General features: G+C 55.4%; 19 protein-coding genes and 2 tRNA genes. 10 read left to right on the plus strand and 11 right to left on the minus strand.

What is annotated here, in order from left to right:
• Nucleotides 1-10: 10 nt before the first annotated feature.
• The 5 genes from P0120_05210 to xerD form a co-directional block, all read right to left on the minus strand.
• Nucleotides 11-454, minus strand: coding sequence for a biopolymer transporter ExbD (locus tag P0120_05210; GenBank protein MDF0673729.1), 444 nt, complete (start codon nt 452-454; stop codon nt 11-13).
• Entirely contained in the window at nt 451-1152 is a 702-nt protein-coding gene (locus P0120_05215) for a MotA/TolQ/ExbB proton channel family protein (GenBank protein MDF0673730.1), read from the minus strand. The genes P0120_05210 and P0120_05215 overlap by 4 nt, the downstream gene beginning before the upstream one ends.
• Nucleotides 1153-1225: 73 nt before the next feature.
• Nucleotides 1226-1303 (minus strand) — tRNA-Asp (locus P0120_05220).
• A 133-nt stretch (nt 1304-1436) separates the two neighbouring features.
• Nucleotides 1437-1512: transfer RNA gene (locus P0120_05225), tRNA-Val, on the minus strand.
• A 105-nt stretch (nt 1513-1617) separates the two neighbouring features.
• Nucleotides 1618-2574, minus strand: a complete 957-nt coding sequence (gene xerD, locus P0120_05230) for a site-specific tyrosine recombinase XerD (protein MDF0673731.1) — start codon at nt 2572-2574, stop codon at nt 1618-1620.
• Between the two features lie 177 nt (nt 2575-2751).
• On the opposite strand from xerD, the gene P0120_05235 reads away from it, so the two are divergent.
• The 5 genes from P0120_05235 (at nt 2752) to P0120_05255 (ending at nt 7524) form a co-directional block, all read left to right on the plus strand.
• Nucleotides 2752-4677, plus strand: a complete 1926-nt coding sequence (locus P0120_05235; protein MDF0673732.1) for a penicillin-binding protein activator — start codon at nt 2752-2754, stop codon at nt 4675-4677.
• Nucleotides 4678-4683: 6 nt separating this feature from the next.
• Entirely contained in the window at nt 4684-5424 is a 741-nt protein-coding gene (locus P0120_05240) for a site-2 protease family protein (GenBank protein ID MDF0673733.1), read from the plus strand.
• The gene (gene trpS, locus P0120_05245) at nt 5421-6413 is read left to right on the plus strand and encodes a tryptophan--tRNA ligase (GenBank protein ID MDF0673734.1); all 993 of its coding nucleotides are present in this window, start codon (nt 5421-5423) and stop codon (nt 6411-6413) included. Before P0120_05240 ends, trpS begins: the two co-directional genes overlap by 4 nt.
• Nucleotides 6414-6526: 113 nt before the next feature.
• Nucleotides 6527-6949, plus strand: a complete 423-nt coding sequence (locus tag P0120_05250) for a hypothetical protein (protein ID MDF0673735.1) — start codon at nt 6527-6529, stop codon at nt 6947-6949.
• A 266-nt stretch (nt 6950-7215) separates the two neighbouring features.
• Complete coding sequence (locus tag P0120_05255; GenBank protein ID MDF0673736.1) at nt 7216-7524, plus strand: hypothetical protein; 309 nt, start codon at nt 7216-7218, stop codon at nt 7522-7524.
• A gap of 4 nt (nt 7525-7528) precedes the next feature.
• On the opposite strand, the gene P0120_05260 is transcribed toward P0120_05255, so the two are convergent.
• Nucleotides 7529-8035 (minus strand): bifunctional nuclease family protein, encoded by a 507-nt coding sequence (locus tag P0120_05260; GenBank protein ID MDF0673737.1) that lies wholly within the window; start codon nt 8033-8035, stop codon nt 7529-7531.
• A gap of 17 nt (nt 8036-8052) precedes the next feature.
• On the minus strand, nt 8053-8691 hold the full coding sequence (locus P0120_05265) for an MBL fold metallo-hydrolase (GenBank protein MDF0673738.1): 639 nt from the start codon (nt 8689-8691) through the stop codon (nt 8053-8055).
• Nucleotides 8692-8930: 239 nt separating this feature from the next.
• On the opposite strand from P0120_05265, the gene P0120_05270 reads away from it, so the two are divergent.
• The 4 genes from P0120_05270 to P0120_05285 all read left to right on the plus strand — a co-directional run bounded on the left by P0120_05270 (nt 8931) and on the right by P0120_05285 (nt 12749).
• Entirely contained in the window at nt 8931-9641 is a 711-nt protein-coding gene (locus tag P0120_05270) for a hypothetical protein (protein MDF0673739.1), read from the plus strand.
• A gap of 73 nt (nt 9642-9714) precedes the next feature.
• Complete coding sequence (locus P0120_05275) at nt 9715-11274, plus strand: AAA family ATPase (protein ID MDF0673740.1); 1560 nt, start codon at nt 9715-9717, stop codon at nt 11272-11274.
• Nucleotides 11275-11280: 6 nt separating this feature from the next.
• The gene (locus P0120_05280; protein ID MDF0673741.1) at nt 11281-12117 is read left to right on the plus strand and encodes a hypothetical protein; all 837 of its coding nucleotides are present in this window, start codon (nt 11281-11283) and stop codon (nt 12115-12117) included.
• Between the two features lie 200 nt (nt 12118-12317).
• Nucleotides 12318-12749 carry a hypothetical protein gene (locus P0120_05285; protein MDF0673742.1) on the plus strand — a complete coding sequence of 144 codons (432 nt, stop codon included), beginning with the start codon at nt 12318-12320 and terminating at the stop codon, nt 12747-12749.
• Between the two features lie 68 nt (nt 12750-12817).
• Here P0120_05285 and P0120_05290 read toward each other — a convergent pair whose 3' ends face one another.
• The 3 genes from P0120_05290 to P0120_05300 are packed head-to-tail and all read right to left on the minus strand — an operon-like array spanning nt 12818 to nt 14609.
• A complete protein-coding gene (locus P0120_05290; protein MDF0673743.1) occupies nt 12818-13966 on the minus strand; it encodes a hypothetical protein in 1149 nt (382 codons plus the stop codon).
• 11 nt (nt 13967-13977) lie between these two features.
• Complete coding sequence (locus P0120_05295; protein ID MDF0673744.1) at nt 13978-14415, minus strand: DUF5069 domain-containing protein; 438 nt, start codon at nt 14413-14415, stop codon at nt 13978-13980.
• A gap of 11 nt (nt 14416-14426) precedes the next feature.
• Complete coding sequence (locus tag P0120_05300; protein MDF0673745.1) at nt 14427-14609, minus strand: type II toxin-antitoxin system VapB family antitoxin; 183 nt, start codon at nt 14607-14609, stop codon at nt 14427-14429.
• 426 nt (nt 14610-15035) lie between these two features.
• Between P0120_05300 and P0120_05305 the strand changes: the two genes are divergently transcribed.
• Nucleotides 15036-15194 carry a hypothetical protein gene (locus P0120_05305; GenBank protein ID MDF0673746.1) on the plus strand — a complete coding sequence of 53 codons (159 nt, stop codon included), beginning with the start codon at nt 15036-15038 and terminating at the stop codon, nt 15192-15194.
• Between the two features lie 82 nt (nt 15195-15276).
• Here P0120_05305 and P0120_05310 read toward each other — a convergent pair whose 3' ends face one another.
• Nucleotides 15277-17877, minus strand: a complete 2601-nt coding sequence (locus P0120_05310) for a hypothetical protein (protein MDF0673747.1) — start codon at nt 17875-17877, stop codon at nt 15277-15279.
• Between the last annotated feature and the right edge of the window lie 108 nt (nt 17878-17985).

Genomic DNA, 17985 nt, shown 5'->3' on the forward strand with positions numbered 1-17985 from the left:
GGACCTTATCCTACTGGTTGTGTTGGGATGGCGTACCCTCACTGACACGTTCGGGTCCGGTGGGATCAGTTACCATGCCGAGTTTTTCGATGCCCGCCTTTTTGACTCCATCCATCACCTGAACCACAATTCCATACGGCACATCGCGGTCTGCGCGTAAATACAATGAGACATCGGCATGCTCTTCCTTCATCACGCGCAGCTTCCGCTCCAGCTGAGCCACGCTCACCTGATCTTTGTCGAGATACAGACGTTGATCCTTCTCGATCGTCAGCACCGCTCGGATCTCCGGCTTGATCGTGTTCGACGCTGAAGCCGGCAACTTGATGTCCATGCCTCGATAGAGCATCGGTGCCGTGACCATAAAGATCACCAGTAGCACCAGCACAACGTCCACGAGCGGAATCACGTTGATCTCCGCTAAAAATCGACGCTGCCTCGTCTCCAAGATCATCCTTTCACTCCAACGGGAACCGGAGCGATAGGTCTCGTTTGGGCTGGAATCAAAGCGAGCAACTCCACCACGACCGAATCCATGTGCATGGCCGCGCGTCTGATACGTACGAGAAAATAATTATAGGCAACGACGGCAGGAATCGCGGCAAACAATCCGGCTGCGGTCGCGATCAAGGCTTCGGAGACGCCGGGAGCCACAGCCGCAATGCTGGCTGTGCCTTGTGTGCCGATTTCCCGGAATGAGTCGATGATACCCATCACCGTTCCCAAGAGGCCCACGAACGGACAGATATTTCCGGTCGTCGCAAGAAATGGGAGAAACGATTCCAACTTGGTGATTTGACCTTGAGCAAGATGGGCCGCCGTCCGCTCCATCACATGTCGATCGTACGCGACAGAACCGTTTTCATTCACCTCGGTGGGAATGTAGCCGATCCGTTGAATCACGGCATGAAAAATCTTCGCGCAGGGACTCCCAACTGTCTGTTGCGCATGCCGAGTGACTTCCTCCACATCTCTGGCCCGCAGCAACACGGTCATAAAATGGCGATCTTTTGCATCAGCGGTGCGAAATACGGCCAATTTGTAGAAGATGATGGCCCATGACGTGATCGAGAAGCAGATCAGGAGCAAGAGAACCACCTTGGACACGATCCCGAGCGACAGAACGACTCCTAGTGGGCCGGTTTGAAACATACGAGTCTTTACTCTCTCTCCTCAGCGCTCATAATTTCCTGGCAAAGTGGAGTGTACCAAACTCTGAAGATAATGGCGGGGCCGACGGGATTTGAACCCGCGACCTCCAGATTGACAATCTGGCGTCCTAACCAGGCTGAACGACGGCCCCGCAAAGTCTATCGCTAGCAGAACAGCAGCACAACAAGACGAAATCGTTGGTCGCCGATCACTTCCCGCATGTAGGAACAGGCTCTCCGCCCGGCAAGCTCACTACCTGTCTCTGCGTACCAAATATCTCCGAGTGGTAGGCGGAACAGGGATTGAACCTGTGACCTCTGCCTTGTAAGGGCAGCGCTCTCCCAACTGAGCTATCCGCCCGATTTTCTTAGCAACCTCCGCGGAGCCTATCAAGTCCGTGCTTTCTTGTCAACGTGTTTGCGCACTGTTGGCCCAGTTTCGCAATATCTCTATCTCTGCTCCTAACTATGACCCCTTCATCGATTTTTCTCCGCGTATCCGACCTCGACCGGGCTGCCGTGGGAAATATCGGCGATGGATGTGTTTCAATCGGCTGCCTTCCACATGCGTATAGATTTGAGTCGTCGCGATATCTGCATGCCCTAACATGGATTGAACGACTCGCAGATCGGCCCCGCCTTCCAGCAGATGCGTGGCAAAGGAATGCCGCAGCATGTGCGGCGAGATGGGCTTGGAAATACCGGCGCGCCGTGCTCGGTGCAGCAGCAACTTCCAAAATGCCTGCCTGGTGAGTCCTCGTCCTCGCCGGCTGATGAACAGGACGCGGGACGATCGCTGTTTGAGTAGAGTCGGTCTTACACATTCCAAGTAATCAACCAACATCTTGCCCGCAGTCTGTCCGATCGGGACGATTCGCTCCTTGGCACCTTTTCCCACGACTCGTACACAGCCCAGATTCACGTCGATCTGCGACAGGGTGAGCCCGACAAGCTCCGACACACGAAGCCCAGCCGCGTACAGCAATTCCAGCATCACGCGGTCGCGTTGATCCTCGGCACGATCGTGAGCCGGCAGCTCCAGCAACGCCGTCACTTCTTGGTGCGTCAGGGTCTTCGGCAATCGGACCGGCCGCCGCACCGTTGTCATATCACGGAGGGGACTGGTTTCCACGAGGTTTTCCCGAACCAGAAAGCGATACCACCCTCGCATCGTCGAGAGTAGGCGGGCAATCGATGAAGCCGCGAGGGCCTCCTGTTTGAGCGATGCGAAAAAGGATCTTATCGTGTGCGGTGGAACGGAATCTCGTATGCTGAGCTGATGCTGCCTCAAGTATCGCTGCAATCTAAAAAGGTCGCGCCGGTAGGACTCAATTGTATTGGCCGCTAGCCCGCCTTCGATCCGCAGCTCGCTGAGATACCGTTCGAGAAGAGGGTCGAGCAATGGTGCTGTTGGTTCAGCCATGGCCGTCGGATGACGAACTATAGCGAACTCCCTTCATCCGTACAATGAACACCGGCATAGTTCTCCTTGACAGGTTGCACCCTTTCCGATACTAGTCTGCCTACGGCCTACCACCGGCCGAATGTAATGCTCGCCCACGCTCATAACCCTTTTCCTATCCCTGCATGGTCGCCGCTGATGGTCGCCATCGCTCTTGCGCTGACGCTCGGCGTCGCCCTCATGCCGACTCAATCGGGAAAGGCAGAGGCGGCAGATCCCGCGAAAGTCCTTCCTCCGAATCCCCCGGTTTTGAATCAGGCCAAACACCTGATCGAGAAAGGCGATCCGGAATCAGCCGTCACGGTCCTGCGTCGATTCTTGACGACCACTCCCCCGCCTGAACACCTCGATGATACCTACCTGCTGCTGGGCGCCGCGCTGTACGGGATGAAGGACTATGGAGAGGCGCTCCGCTACCTGAACCAACTTCAGACGGAGTTTCCCGAATCGGACCTCATGGACCGGGGCAAGCTCATGATGGCCCGCATCCATGCCGCTATGGGGAATCTCGACCTGGCGTTGCCGTTGCTGGCGCAAGTACGGACAACGGCACCCGACGACGCAACCAAACGTGAGGCGCAGCAGCTGACGGCCGAGGCATTAGCTCAGAAAAAGGACTATGTCCGTGCCATCCATACCTTGCTGGAGGGAATGGCCGGCAGCTCCGATGCACAGATGGCGGAGACACGGGAGCAGATTCGCCAATTCATCACGGAAAAGTTGGACAAAAAAGGATTGATCCGTGTGCGTGATGCCTATCCTCGTTCATATCCCGGCGATCTCGCGTCTCTTCGACTGATCGATTACTACGTTGGACGAAACGAAGACCACTTGGCAGAACGGGAGACCCGACATTTTCTCGCTGCGTTTCCCGCTCATCCTTCCGTCCCGAAGGCAAGCGAAACGCTGGAACTCATCAAGTCGAGGTTGAAGGCGAACCAGTATTTTATCGCGGCCATCCTTCCGTTGTCGGGACCATTGTCCGCTTTCGCCAACGACGTCCTGGAGGGAATTCAGTTGGCAGTGGAGCGAGCTCGGGAGCAGCCGGGAACTCCATCCATTGGATTGATCGTGAAGGATCATGATGCAGACCGGCAGGGCTTTTTGGACGATCTCTCGGCGCTGCTCAACGACGACCGTCCGCTCGTCGTCATCGGGCCGATGCTGTCAAAAAACCTTCCCGCCATGGCCGAAATGGCGCAAAAGACCAGGATCCCGTTGATTACACCGACGGCCACACTTCCCAATGTCCGCCGGTTGGGGAACTATCTTTTCAGCACGTCGTTGACGTATGCCATGCAAGCCGAGCGCATCGCGACTTATGCGGCGAAAGAACAGGGTTATCGCCGGTTCTGCATTCTCCACCCCGACACCCTCTATGGGCGAGAACTTGCCCGTCTCTTCGCGCAGGAGGTGCACCGGCTGGACGGTGAGATCATCTCCATCGAAATGTTCAAGGAAGGGGAAACGGATTTTGGTCCGCAGATCCAACGGCTCAAGGCCGAGGACCTGAAAAAGTATGGGCTGGCGGTTCCGGTCGACGCGCCGCAACAGCCCGGCAAACCGCTCCGCCGAAACGAAAAGCGTGTTCTGTATACTCCGGGGTTTGACGCGATCTTCATCCCCAGCCGTTCACACGAGATCGGACTCCTCGCCGCACAGCTGGCGTTTCATGACATCAAAGTCCAGCTGCTGGGTACCAACGGGTGGAACTCTCAGGACTTTGCCCGCACCGCCGATCGGACAGTCGACGGCGCAACATTCGTGGATGGTTTTTTTGTCGACAGCCCGAATCCCGTTGTGCAGGAGTTCGTGCAGCGGTACCGTAAGCGCTTTCAATCAACCCCGTCGCTCTTCACCATGCAAGGCTATGATGCAGCCAGAGTGGTCATCGAAGGAATCCGCTACGGGGCAACCTCCGGCGAAGCGCTTCACGACTTCCTCATGACCCAACGCAATTTGCCGACTCTCGCCGGGCCTGCCGGTTTCGGACCAGACGGCACCCTGCAGCGACCGCTCTTTCTTCTGCAGGTGAAACAGGGTAAGTTTGTGCAGTTGGATTGATCGCTCATGAATTCTCTCTCACAGATCCTGCACACGATCTCGTATATGGGGCTCCCCTTGTTGTTCGCGATGGTGCTCCATGAATATGCGCATGGATGGATGGCTGAGAAATGCGGCGATTCGACCGCAAAACGTGAGGGACGGCTCACCATCAATCCGTTGGCCCATATCGACCCGTTCGGAACCGTCATCTTACCGCTGATCTGTTTGATGCTGCCCGGGAGCTTTCTGTTCGGATGGGCCAAGCCGGTTCCGATTGATCCTCGGAACATGCACCAGCCTCGGCGCGACATGGCGCTCACGGCTGCTGCCGGACCCGGGATGAATCTATTGCTCGCCGTCGCGAGTGCCTTGCTGCTGGCATTGCTCCTCACGTTCGAACCAACGTTGTCGCTCCGTAAGACTGCAGAAGCAGATGCTTCTTCAGGCTTTTTTGCGACCATGTTTCTGCGCCCGATCGCCGTCATGTCGCTGTATTCCGTGATGATCAATGTGTTTCTCGCATTATTCAACCTGCTTCCGATCCCGCCGCTCGACGGGGGCCGAATCCTGACGTCGTTGCTCCCTCCCAAGCCGGCCATGACCTTGGCACGATTGGAACCCTATGGGATGCTCATCCTGGTGGGGCTCATCGTGTTCGACAAAGAACTTGGCATTATCCATACGATCACCGGGACCTTCGCCAAGAGTCTATCCGGTACGATCTTGTCGACCGCGCTCAGCCTCCGTCCAGGAGTCGCAGAATGACCACAGCACGCAGACGAGTACTCAGCGGCATGCAGCCCAGCGGCCTCATGCATCTCGGAAACTATCTCGGTGCCTTAGAAAATTGGAAGGCATTGCAGGAACAGTATGACTGCTACTTCTTCGTCGCCGATTGGCACGCGTTGTCGACGAATTATGCCGACACCAGCCGCATCCGTACGTTCGTGCGTGAGATGCTGATCGATTGGCTGGCCGGCGGCATCGATCCTGACCGTTCCACGATTTTCATCCAGTCTCGTATTCCCGAACATGCTATCCTCTACCTCCTGCTCTCGATGATGACGCCCATCTCGTGGCTCGAGCGCAACCCGACCTACAAGGAAAAACAAGAAGAGATTAAGGAGAAGGACCTTACTACCTATGGTTTTCTCGGCTACCCAGTCCTGCAGGCCGCCGACATTCTCTTATACAAACCCGATTTTGTTCCGGTGGGAAAAGATCAACTGCCACATCTGGAGCTGACGAGAGAGCTCGCCCGGCGGTTCAATGACATTTACAAAACAGCCGTATTTCCCGAGCCGAAGGAACACTTGACCAAGTTTCCCAAGGTGGTTGGCACCGACGGCAGAAAAATGAGCAAGAGTTACAATAATACGATCAACCTGTCGGACACCGAGCCGGTGGTCCGGCAAAAGCTCAAGACCATGGTGACCGATCCAGCCCGTGTGAGACGCACCGACCCAGGTAATCCCGATCTCTGTCCCGTCTACGAATTCCATAAGATCTATTCTCCACAGGCGATTCAAGACCAGATCAATGTAGATTGCCGGACCGCCGCCATCGGCTGTATCGATTGCAAGAAACTCGTGGCGGACCGCATGGTGGAACAGTTGACGCCGATCTGGGACGCACGCACGAAATTGACTCAACATCCATCCCGCGTTGAAGAAATCGTCGAGGCCGGCAGCAAACGAGCGGCCGCTGTCGCCGGTGCGACCCTGCATGAAGTCAACGAAGCCATGAAGATTTAGGCCGGCCCTCCCTTCCTCGGACCTCCCCTGCAAGTTTTGCGAATCCGCTAGAAGAACGACCTAGTCAGTGAAAAAATGCCTCGCAGGATAGCTATCAGCGAGGAGGGGCCGCTATGACGCACTGGGCCGGCCGATTACGACTTGGGAACATCGCTCTGTTCTTGGGACTTGTCTCGATCCCCGGCTGTGGGACCTGGTGGCACGGGGACCATCAGTCCGTCACGATCTTCACGACACCACTCGATACGCAGGTCGTGGTCGATGACCGCGTCCACTTGCTGGCGCCTGGCACCGTCTCGCTCAACCGAAAAGAGGACCACCAGGCTGTCATCACCAAAGACGGTTATGAACCAAAGACCATGACTCTGACGAGGACCTGGTCCTGGTGGGTCCTTGGCGATATCTTCGGCTGTGCCGTCATTTTCTCATCGGCGTGCATTTCCACCGACAAAGACGACGGTGGCTACTATACCTTCGACGACAAGGTCTACGTGACGTTAGAAGAGAAAGCGGCTGGGCTAGTTCCAAATCAGTAACTCTCCACATCATGCGAAAAAAAGAAGTGGGAGCTTGTTGAGTTCGATTGCTCTATATGCTGGTTTTGCAGTCCTATTCATCCCCTTAGCAATCAAAATCATTGCAACTTTTATTCCAGCAGGAAGTCTTGTATGGCAGAACCTGGTCCTCACTCTTTGGCCTAGTTCAATCATGCTTATGGCAACCGCAGAGAGAGGGGCTCCGCGACCTCGCAACTTGTGGTATGGTGCTGCGGCAGACTGATGAGCATTCCGATGGAGAACGTATGATTCACTCTTGGCGATACTGGTCAGCTCTGATCTTCTGCCTGGTCATCACATCCTCGGTTTCGCTCGCCGCCGATCCGCCCTGCGACAAGTATCCACCGGCCAAGCAATCACGCTGTACCGAGATCTGGAAGGACCTCAACCAGGAAGACGGGCCGGTTATCGCACAGTTTGGGCTCGATCAACAAAAACGGCGCGCCGAAGGGAAGATCAACGCTCAGCAACATCTCGCCGAGAACATGATCTTCATCAAACGATCGACCGACAAGCGGATTGAGCGCCTCAAAGAGAGGATGGCTAAGGAATAAGACCTTACAGCTCCGCGTTCTTTTCCTTTTCCGACACCTTCCCGACTGATTCCAGTAAATCACGCCCCACGAGAATCGGCGCCTTGAAGTGCACGGCCAGTGCGAGAGAGTCGGATGACCTGCTGTCAAACACCTTGACCTGGTCCTTGAATGCCACAGTCAACGCCCCATAGTATGTACCGTCCTTCAGCGTGATAACCGTCTGCGTCACCTTTCCACCGTAAGCGTTCAGGATCGTGTGCATGAGGTCGTGCGTCATTGGGCGAGGCAGCTTTTCCCCGCTCAGGGCACTCTGAATCGATAGCGCCACTGTGAGGTCGACAAAAATCGGGATCGTCCGACCTTCGGCCTGCAGTAGCACCACCGGACCATGGTCCGACATACGGACCGTCACCTCGGCAATTTTCACGAGATCAGAATGAGAACGGAAGGGTTCTTCGCCCCGGACGACAGAATAAACCGACACCGACCAGAGTAGCGCAACGAGAGTCACCAACTTGCATGAAGCCATGGTCCCTCCCCATGCCGTCACACACGGACAAACTGATTCGATTCCTTTTCGATACCAATTTCGGTGTCCGATCCATGACCGGTCACGACAGTCGTCGCCTCGTCGAGGGTATAGAGCCGTTCGCGGATAGACTCCTCAATGGCTTTGAAATTGCCGCCCCACAAGTCTGTCCGGCCGATACTTCCCCGGAAGAGCGTGTCCCCGGCCAACAGAAGTTTATCGTTCGGCACATGAAAACTCATCGATCCAGGTGTGTGGCCCGGGGTATGGAGCGCCACGATCGCCACTTGCCCCACCATCACCTTCTCTTCATCGGCAAGCCAATGGTCCGGAGGCAGGGCCGGTACATACGAGACTCCAAAGACCCGACATTGGAGTTCGAGGTTCTTCCATAGTTCGAGATCATCCTGGTGCAAGCAAATCGCCGCACCGGTCGCACGTTTGATTTCGCTGGAAGCCAGAAAGTGATCAAGATGGGCATGCGTATGAAGAATACAGCTGACGGTGAAACCCAGCCGCTGCACTTCCTGGAGGATTCGCTCCGGTGTGCCGCCAGGATCGATGACGACCGCCTGCTTCGTGACAGGATCACCAATGATCGAGCAGTTACAACCGAGGGGGGGAACCGAAAAGGTCTTCCGAATCAAGGCAGTCATGATACTGGCATGCTACAGTCCAACGAGCTGGAAGCGCAAGCTGGGGGCGAACCTCGACAGAGCCATCCGTTCCAGCACACCTCATCAGGTCTTGGAGGTCAAGAATCTGTTTTTTACGACCCGATCATACCGGCCCTAGTTCCTACCTGAACAGATGAAGCAAGATACGGCCGAATACTACATGGACAAGTTGAGCTGAACCGTAGATAATCTCACGACTTTCCTGGGAGGGCTATCGCGTGCGCAACGAACCGTTCGCTGATCCATGGTCACTAGGCATCTGGGCCGTTCTGGTAATAGCTACCGCCAGCTGCGTTCCTGACGACAATTCCGTTCGCGTCGAGAATGAGGCCCTCAAGAAGCAAGTCGCCAAGCAAGAAACTCTCCTGAGTTCTTTGTTGGACGGGAATAAGGTGATGCAGCAGCAAATCGACCTGCTCAATCAAGAACTTCGGGACGCAAAGAGCACTACGGAAGCCACGAAGGTGGAAGCCAAACGCCAGACTGAGGAACTGGAGCTGCAGTTAGCTGAGGCCAAACGAATGATGGCAACCCAAATGACGGAATCCCTCAAAGTCGAGGAGAAAGGCGCGCAGTCCGATACCCTCCCTCGGCCTATGCCAACCGTTGCAAAGGTCGTTGAGGACGCACTGGCACGCAACGGCTATCAACTGAAGGTCAGCGTCAAGACCGACCAACGGGCGGTCTATGTGACGGAGCGCAAGATCTCCAACCCGACGTCGCTCGAAGTAACGGGATCGAGGAATCAATACCTCATTTCTCTTCAAGCCCTTCCCGACAATCTGACGAAAGTCGGCGTGAAAGCCGAATTCGAACGGGTCGCACAGGGGGGGCGCATCTTAAGTGTCAGCCACGAAGAAACGAACGAAATCGAGCACCGCCTGATCAACGAAATCAACAAGGCGCTCGCCAATCCAGCCAAGACATAATCTTCGGCACGCGACGATCACAATCACCGGTTTTCTTGGTCCGGTCGAGGCCTCGTGCTAGCATTTCCCTCCGATGGCTTTGTCGACCAGCGTGCACGATCTCCGCACCCTGATCCGCTCCTCTCATCCTCTCGTCGTCATTGAAACGGTGGAGGAGGAGCGAGTTCTGGCCTTACTACAGTCGGTGACCGCGCAGGAGCGCATGCCGCTCTTCGAGTGGTCCATCACCCGAGGACTCACGCGCGCAGACGAAGGCTTGACGCTCAGTAAACTGACCGCGACCCCCTTGGCAGTCCTCCAGCATCTTCATGGCCTGACAGTCGAAGCGGTGTTTTGGCTCAAGGATCTTGGGCCACATCTGCAAGATCCTGCTGTCTGCCGACAACTTCGTGAGGTTGCAGTCGTCTACAGCCGATCACGAGCCACCTGCCTGTTGACCGGCCAACCGATCACCCTGCCGCTGGAACTCGACAGAATTGCGGTGCGACTCGATCTGAAACTGCCGGATCGAGACGAACTGCGGTCGATGTTGCGCGGCTTGCTCCAATCGTTGGGACCTCGAACAACCGCTCATCCACGGTCCACGACTCTCGCACAAAGCATTCTCAGTTCGATCAGCTATACCAAGACAGCTGAGAACAGCCTCTCGTCTAAAGATTCCGACGCCATCCTCCGTGCTCTCCAGGGCTTAACGCTCCATCAAGCGCGTCAGGTCGTGGCTCAGTGCCTCGTCGAGGACGGCACGCTCTCTGTCGAGGACATACAAACCATCTTGAAGCGCAAAGTGCAGGCGATCAAGGACGGCGGCCTTTTGGAATACTATCCCTTGGAGGATAATCGGTTTGAGCTGGGAGGCTTCATCAATCTGAAGGCCTGGCTCGAGCGCGCCCAAGTCGGGTTTACCGCCGAAGCCAAGTCTCTCAATCTCACCCCGCCTCGGGGCATCATGTTGGTCGGCGTGCCAGGCTGCGGCAAATCACTCGCAGCAAAAGCGATCGCGCGGGAATGGAAACTCCCGCTCCTGAAGCTCGATGCCGGCCGGCTCTTCGACAAATTCGTCGGCGAATCGGAAAAGAATTTTCGCAAGGCGATTGAGATGGCCGAATCCTTATCCCCAATCGTCCTCTGGATCGATGAAATCGAGAAAGCGATGGTCGCAGGCGGAGGAAGCGGCGGGGCGGACGCGGGGTTGAGCCGACGCCTCTTTGGTGCCTTTCTCACGTGGCTGCAGGAAAAGCAGCAGGATGTGTTTGTGGTCGCCACGGCCAACGATCTGTCGTCGCTGCCCCCCGAACTCCTGCGCAAAGGACGGTTCGATGAAATTTTTTTCGTCGATCTACCGGGCAATGTTGAACGAGAAGCCATCTGGAAGATTCACCTGAGCCTTCGGAAGCAGGAGAGCAAAAAGTTCGACCTCGGCAAGATCGTCAGTGCAAGCGCCGGCTTCAGCGGGTCGGAAATCGAGCAAGCGGTGGTCGCGGCCCTCTATCGAGCACTGCACCAAAAGACCCCGCTGACGACCGACCTACTCATTGAAGAATTGACCCACACGGTGCCGCTCTCCGTCACGCGACGTGAAGACATCGATGCACTCCGACAGACAGCCGAAGGCCGATTTGTGAACGTGCGGTAACCACCGATGCCAGTTCCCCTGATCATCGCCTTTGTTGCAGGTGCAACTCTCGTGGGCTGCACCAAGCCGGTCATGAAACTGAATAGAGAAACCGCGTCTCCAGCAGTCTCAGCGGACAAGACGGAGCCTCGTGAATCATCTGAACTGCCGCAGTCTTCTCCGACATCGACCACAGCAGATCGTCCAACTTCGTTCCTGACGTCTCTTCCCAGCCGATCAGCGATTGTTGAGTCTGCAGCCAAGCTGGTTGGAGCACGGACGATTACAAGCCAGGGCCAACGTATCGTCTATGACTGTGCAGGGGTGACCCGTGCCATCTTCTTGGAACACGGCATCGATTTGTATCGTGGAGGTTTTAATGATCCGAAGGGAAACGGCGTCCGGCTCATCCACAACCACGTACGCCAGCATGGCACGCTTCATCGAGAATCAATCGTCAGTCCAGGCGATCTCGTATTTTTCGATAACACGTGGGATTTCAACGGAGACGGCAAGTTGAATGACTCCCTAACCCATGTGGGGGTCGTCGAACGACTGGAGTCAGACGGCACCGTGATCTTCATCAGTCGCGTCGCCAATGCCGTCGAGCGCTACCGCATGAACTTGAACCAGCCTCATGTTCATAAGCACATCGACGGCCACGTGCTGAACGATTACATCCGGCGGAAACTTCCTACCGATCCCGACCACACAGCCCGTCTGACCGGTGAGCTGTTTTCCTTCTATGGAAACCTGCTGAGCCCTTCAACCCATCTTTCTTCGGAGGGACGATTCACACAAAATCCGAACCAGCGGCGGGCTTCTACCTCCTTGTCCTCAGAATTACCCGAACAAGGACGCTGATTTCCGATGCCTCGTTTAGCGACCCGACCCAATGATGATTAGATGAGAACTTGACTCTCAGCTCAGCCATCGCAAAAGCTCTGGTTGCGGCTACAGAACAAACCCCTGATCTCCGATAAGAGTATATCGTGACATTGATTATTGATTAATGAAGGTCCCCTGAGTCCCCATTTTGTTATTGAGCTGATAAGATTACGCTTATGGCGATCTCATCGAGACAGAGACAGATTCGCGAAACCAATCCGCTCAGGAAAACCTTGACCGATATCCGACATGGGCTCTTAGGATTGCACAAAGCCTTGATCGTCGCCGAACAGCTGACCTATGAGCGGATTTACGGACGGGTTGATTCCACAGGCCAACTCTTACAGTTGGTGATGAACGATCCGTGGTTTACCTGGCTGCATCCGCTTTCCAATATGGTGGTCCGCATCGACGAACTACTCGAGGGGAACGACCAGTTGACCGTCGACGATGTGGCGGTACTGTTGACCGAGGTGCGAGCGCTCATTCGTCCATCCGAACTAGGCGATGGGTACGAGCGGAGTTACTATGAGGCACTACAGCGCGCCCCCGACGTCGTCCTCGCACACTGCGAAATGAAAAAGTTGCTGACGCTGCCCTCGGTGTAGAACCTACGCTCTTCAAGCGTGCCGTGGTCGGACCACAAGGACCGACAACTTATGGTCGGCAATCGCTTCTATTCCACTCCTCCGGGAGCCTGACGGTTCAAACAGAGATCTGTGAACGCCACACATTCGAGACCGAACGGCAAATATCCCGCATAGCCGAGCAAGGGCATCTCGAACAGCTGGAACCGATGCACGAACGGGATAGCGTACACCCAGTGAACGAGACTCTTCCAGTTCCAAAGCTCCCAAAACACGCCGCAAATCAACGCCGCTAGCGCCGGGACCCATAGGCCCCGCCAATCTCCCTGTGTAAGTGCTGAAAAGATAGTCGGTCTCCCGGCTAATCCCTGAAACGAGACTACCAGCAATAGCGGTCCAACCCAGACGAGTGGAAACAGGTAATTAGGCCAGTGCCCAATGGCGAACAATCCGAGACATGACACGACAAGAAGCGACCAGCTGACCTGCTTAGAGTTGTAGAGGCGTATCGGTCTGCAACGGTCCAGACCAGCACTGACAGCATAATACGAGGTCAGCAACTCCGCGGTACCGAGAACGGCCGGCAGCACAGTGGAGAACGGAATCGTAGCTCGTAAGAAGTACTCAAGCGACGACGGCTCAGCTGCGGCGACGTAGTACCAGTTCTGCGCGAAGCGATTCAGGTACTCGAAGATCCACCAGAAGGCAGCGCTCAGGAAGAAAAGTGACAAGAAATAGCTTGGCCGATGGAGCATCATGCATCGGCCAGTGCGGGCGTATGAGGCGGCGTTCACGGTCACGATGTAGCCCAGCCACAACGGCGTGAACGTATGTTCCTGAAGCGCCGCCATCCAGGGCGATCGGGTCCAGGCCACTACCCACCAGAGGCCCGTCCATCCGATTCCGAGCCAACCCCACCAGGGAAACGATGGGCGATAGTGCTGGGTGTTGAGTGCTCGCCTCGCTGAGCTGGCGAAGCGGGCTGAGTGCTGAGTTATGGAAGATGACGGTCGAAGGTTTGTGTTCGCTATCCGAAAAAGAATTGGTCCAATGGCGAGAGCGATCAAGAGTGTTAGAGCAATGAATACCGTCCAGGAGAACGGTTCATGCTGCACATAATTAGTACGAGGAGGAAATTCAAGATAGCGCCCGACCGGCTCACCGGCCCACAGCACGCCGAGAAGCGGGAGTCCAAGCACCAGCGCAAGGAAGACGCAAATGACGCCAGCCCGGTTCATGCCTCGGACCTTTACAGTCGACCTTCATCAAGTTCAATCACGTCAGCCCAGGTGGTCACAGGTGGAAGAGAACTAACCGGCACACCACGTTTGGTCGCGATATCCTCCAGGCGGCCTCGGAACCGCTGACGAGCTGCATCGTCTTTCGGACCGGAAGCGAGGAGAGCCTGGGACCATTGCGCGATTTCCTGCTCAGATGGCTTGCGGCCGTTGACCTTCACCCAGGCAATCAGCTCCTCATCAGTCCCACCGGCTAATACGCGCTGCTCAAACGCCTTGGGATCAATCCCGAGAAAATCGGCCAGATATTTATCGAACCCGACCGTGATGTAGTTGTAATCTTGAATCTGTCCAGCATTACGCAGGCGAATCTTGTCGATAAAACGCCCGAGGTGAGCAATGCCGCCGAGTAAGACTTTTGGACTGCGAGGATATCTTGCTGTCGTCATGGACATTTCCTTCAGATGTCCAACTCACGCACATTCTCCGCAAGAGGGATTTTTCCTTTCAAACGTCGAACTCCTTCTTGTCCTCTCAGTTTGATGAGCAAGCGAAGGCCCTCCTCGACCACGGCTTTCCGAGTCGAGAGCCCAGTCACTTGCATCGCCTGCCGTATGAGACTGCTGTCAATTGCGATATTCATACGCATACCGTCCCGATCTGGAGGTTACATAACTTGAGAAATACTACGCACGCACGCGAGAGGAAGCAAGCGGCGTCGGAGCTGTCTACGCACAGTCAGACTCTACGCCATACTTACAGGACGCCAATGGCAAGCGCCCCGAAGCGATGCGATGTAGTGCGCGGTCGGCCTTCAAGTTTTTCTTCGGCACTGCCGATACATCAGTAGCAGTGAGATTGATATGCAGCTTCGATGCAGCCCCAGAATTTATGTGCGGTATCCCGCCAGCGTCCAGACAGACAACGGCGCAAGTGAAGGAACCCTCTTCGATCTCTCCGCAACAGGCTGCAGAATGCAAAGCAACGTGGCCCTGACTCCAGGAAGCTACCTGGCTCTGCACATCGATGCCCTGAAACAGAATCTCCGCTTGCCGTCGAAGTCTCAATTGTGCGGTGGACCAAAGACAATCAGTTCGGTATTGAATTTCTCCGCTACGCCCAAGGCGATCGAGAGCGAGTCAAAGATGTGGTCGAGGGCTGCGAAGTTCCCATCCTCTCTGCTTACGCTGAGCATGAGGAACTGACCCTCAGCCCAGTCATCGCATAAACACCCCCTCCGATAAATCTTTTTCGAACAGTTTCTGAACGTCACTCATTCCGACGCTGTCAATCCAAAACAAGCTCAAGAGCTAAGGTTTTGGCTTCTTCTGCTGAGTATTTTTCTTTGGACCGACCGGCTTGATCGGGAGATGGGATAGCGGCGTCAGCAATGACAATTTGGTTGTGCAGCCCAGATCGCTCGATTTACCGGTCCCGGCAAAGGGGGCTCCTTCCATAATCCACCTGAGAATTGCGTCGCGATGACTATCATCGCCTGATGCCAGATGATTAAACCCTGACCCCACGCCAAACCCCTGTACTGTGCCGCCGTTGTGATGATGACCGGAAGGCTTTTTGAGAATTAGACTGTTTTCCGGGTCTCGACAATCGACGCGGCTCATGATGCGTTGATAGGCCACGAGTTTCCACAACTCGCTGTCGGGCCCGCCCGGTAGTTTCACGTCCCACATATCAAATACGCCCCCTGCTCGACCCAGCGCCCCATTGCTATGGCAATGGACGCACGACAGCGGGCCACTACTTCCCGAGGCTCCTGACAACGTGAAGTTCGTTTTAATGAGGTCGTAGATATCCTTCGTACTAGCATTGCTGTCGGCAAAGACGAGCGGCTTCAAGGCACTGTCGGTGAAGAGCTGGCCGACGATGATTTCGTTGAAGCCACCACCTCCTGAGGTAAACTGGTTCCCGACCGTCAGCTTGATGAAATACGGCTTTGCCAGCGGTTTCTTGATATCGGAGAGCTTCGCGGGATCGAGTGCAAAGGAAGCGAACGAGGTTTTATCCCCGGAGAGAGTGGGGCCACTAGCTGGAGTACACCCGACCTGCGGGTCCACGTAGCTCCAGTTGAACGTATCCACAAACAAACTGGATCGACCATTCAATCGAACCCGTTTTCCTTCTGCAACGTCGGCCATGGTAAAGATCGGCCCTTGGAAACAGAAATTGCCGATCGGTGCCCGATCTTTCAATCCAAAGGTCGTGGGAATACCGGCGATGTTCGGAATCGGCCGACCAGGACGCCGCAATTGGCCGAACACCGTCGCTACCCGCGCATTGGGGTTGAGATTGCTGGGGTTCTGATAGACCTGGCCTCCGAACAATTCGTTGTCGAGAATGATCGGCGCATCGCTTCGCCAAAAGTTTTCGTACGTGCGCTTCGCCACCGGCATCACGCCCATGTCATAGACTAACGGCTCAATGTGTTTCTTGTAGCCTTTGAAATCGTCGTAGCTATTGAATTCGAGCGACTGCTGCAGCGACTGTCCCTGAAAGACGACATGTCCGCTGTTGTGGTAGGTGCCTCGTTGTAGGTGACATGCACGACAGGTCGGCCCGACAACTTTCAGATAGAGATCGCTTTTGTTGCCGTCTGTGGTACTGACCCATCCAGGCGGCACAAAATTGCCGTTGAACGTGGGATTGGGAAGTCCCTCCCCGCCGTACCATCCTTTGATGGCAATCGCAACACCGCTACTGACGCTCGTGCCTTTTGGCTGATCATGAAAGATGTCGAGTAGATCGGCATTCATCTTCTTAAATTGGCCCTCTTGTTGTGCTCTCGTTTTCCTCGAGTCGTACTCATACGTATCAAGATCCCAGGGGATCCATTTGGCACCGGTGTCGCCTTTGTTCTCATACACGGCAAGGCTTCCGTGAAATCCTCCGGCCTTTGGTTTCCCGCCGTGGCAGACATTACACAGTCCTGGGACGAACTTGTCCCCACGGCCGTCGAGATCGATCTTCTTGAGCCGTTGCCCATTCTTGTCGTACACATAGAACTTCGTGAACCGGGGTCCAGTAACGTTATTTGCGGAAGGACCATACTCCATCGCCACCGTGGCCAACAGATTCTGACCATCCACGGCATCCGCCACCGACAGATAGTTTTGGACGTAGGAAGCTGCGGAGATGACCTTCCCGTCCGAGGTCTTGGTCACTCGCACGTACATGTCCCGGCCAAACCCCAAATCTCCCGCATTGAGATAGGTCGCGCGGTGAATTCCCCTGGCGTCCGAATTGAGTTGTGGATCGCTCATGCCATTAGCTGCCCTAAACTTGTCGAACGTATCCCGCTGATTATTCGGATCAATGACAGCGTAATAAGCTGATGCATTATCGTCACTGCCAACAAAGTCTTTGTGAGAAGAATGGACAGGAAACGTCAGAAACCGGTTCAGATCGGGTGGCGTCAATGAGATCACGAGGTGGTCGATATTCGCGCCACTGCCGCCGGTTGTGACCAACCGAACCAAATTGGGGCCGGCATCAAACTGCGCAAACACGTCAACGGTTTTCCACACATCAAAACTGCCCGTTGCTGGAAAACTCACATTGGACTTGATCGCTATCCCATTAGTTCCCACGATGTTCAGTGGACGATCGCCAGTACTTAAGGCATAACGAAACTCCAATTGATACAGTCCTGCGCGCACCACATTGAATGTCCACTCAATCGACCCTTCTCCCGTAAAGTCGGCGAACCCGCTGCCCGTGAAGTCTTTGTGGTTAGTCGCGGCCTGTGCACCAGTGAGTGCCGCATCTTCCGCCTCTAGCGGCTGAACGACTCCCTGGAGTACCGCACGCGCCTCCTGTACGCCGATGAAAGCCAATCCAATCGCGGCGAAGATCTGACACAACCAGAATGAGCGATGTTTCCTTCCCTGTCCCATGGCTTCCCCCTTTGTTGGCACATAACCGCACCTCGGCCCACTGGGCTTGCAAGGGTCTAGAATGCAGATCCTCTCGAACGTGAATCCCAAATCGATTGTTGCAAGTGA

It is taken from the genome of Nitrospira sp. (assembly GCA_029194675.1).
Classification (GTDB): domain Bacteria; phylum Nitrospirota; class Nitrospiria; order Nitrospirales; family Nitrospiraceae; genus Nitrospira_D.

Bases quoted from the DNA above. Each gene is read 5' to 3' on its own strand.
- P0120_05210 (MDF0673729.1), bottom strand. From the start codon at position 454: ATGATCTTGGAGACGAGGCAGCGTCGATTTTTAGCGGAGATCAACGTG.
- P0120_05215 (MDF0673730.1), bottom strand. From the start codon at position 1,152: ATGTTTCAAACCGGCCCACTAGGAGTCGTTCTGTCGCTCGGGATCGTG.
- xerD (MDF0673731.1), bottom strand. From the start codon at position 2,574: ATGGCTGAACCAACAGCACCATTGCTCGACCCTCTTCTCGAACGGTAT.
- P0120_05235 (MDF0673732.1), top strand. From the start codon at position 2,752: ATGGTCGCCATCGCTCTTGCGCTGACGCTCGGCGTCGCCCTCATGCCG.
- P0120_05240 (MDF0673733.1), top strand. From the start codon at position 4,684: ATGAATTCTCTCTCACAGATCCTGCACACGATCTCGTATATGGGGCTC.
- trpS (MDF0673734.1), top strand. From the start codon at position 5,421: ATGACCACAGCACGCAGACGAGTACTCAGCGGCATGCAGCCCAGCGGC.
- P0120_05250 (MDF0673735.1), top strand. From the start codon at position 6,527: ATGACGCACTGGGCCGGCCGATTACGACTTGGGAACATCGCTCTGTTC.
- P0120_05255 (MDF0673736.1), top strand. From the start codon at position 7,216: ATGATTCACTCTTGGCGATACTGGTCAGCTCTGATCTTCTGCCTGGTC.
- P0120_05260 (MDF0673737.1), bottom strand. From the start codon at position 8,035: ATGGCTTCATGCAAGTTGGTGACTCTCGTTGCGCTACTCTGGTCGGTG.
- P0120_05265 (MDF0673738.1), bottom strand. From the start codon at position 8,691: ATGACTGCCTTGATTCGGAAGACCTTTTCGGTTCCCCCCCTCGGTTGT.
- P0120_05275 (MDF0673740.1), top strand. From the start codon at position 9,715: ATGGCTTTGTCGACCAGCGTGCACGATCTCCGCACCCTGATCCGCTCC.
- P0120_05280 (MDF0673741.1), top strand. From the start codon at position 11,281: ATGCCAGTTCCCCTGATCATCGCCTTTGTTGCAGGTGCAACTCTCGTG.
- P0120_05285 (MDF0673742.1), top strand. From the start codon at position 12,318: ATGGCGATCTCATCGAGACAGAGACAGATTCGCGAAACCAATCCGCTC.
- P0120_05290 (MDF0673743.1), bottom strand. From the start codon at position 13,966: ATGAACCGGGCTGGCGTCATTTGCGTCTTCCTTGCGCTGGTGCTTGGA.
- P0120_05295 (MDF0673744.1), bottom strand. From the start codon at position 14,415: ATGACGACAGCAAGATATCCTCGCAGTCCAAAAGTCTTACTCGGCGGC.
- P0120_05300 (MDF0673745.1), bottom strand. From the start codon at position 14,609: ATGAATATCGCAATTGACAGCAGTCTCATACGGCAGGCGATGCAAGTG.
- P0120_05310 (MDF0673747.1), bottom strand. From the start codon at position 17,877: ATGGGACAGGGAAGGAAACATCGCTCATTCTGGTTGTGTCAGATCTTC.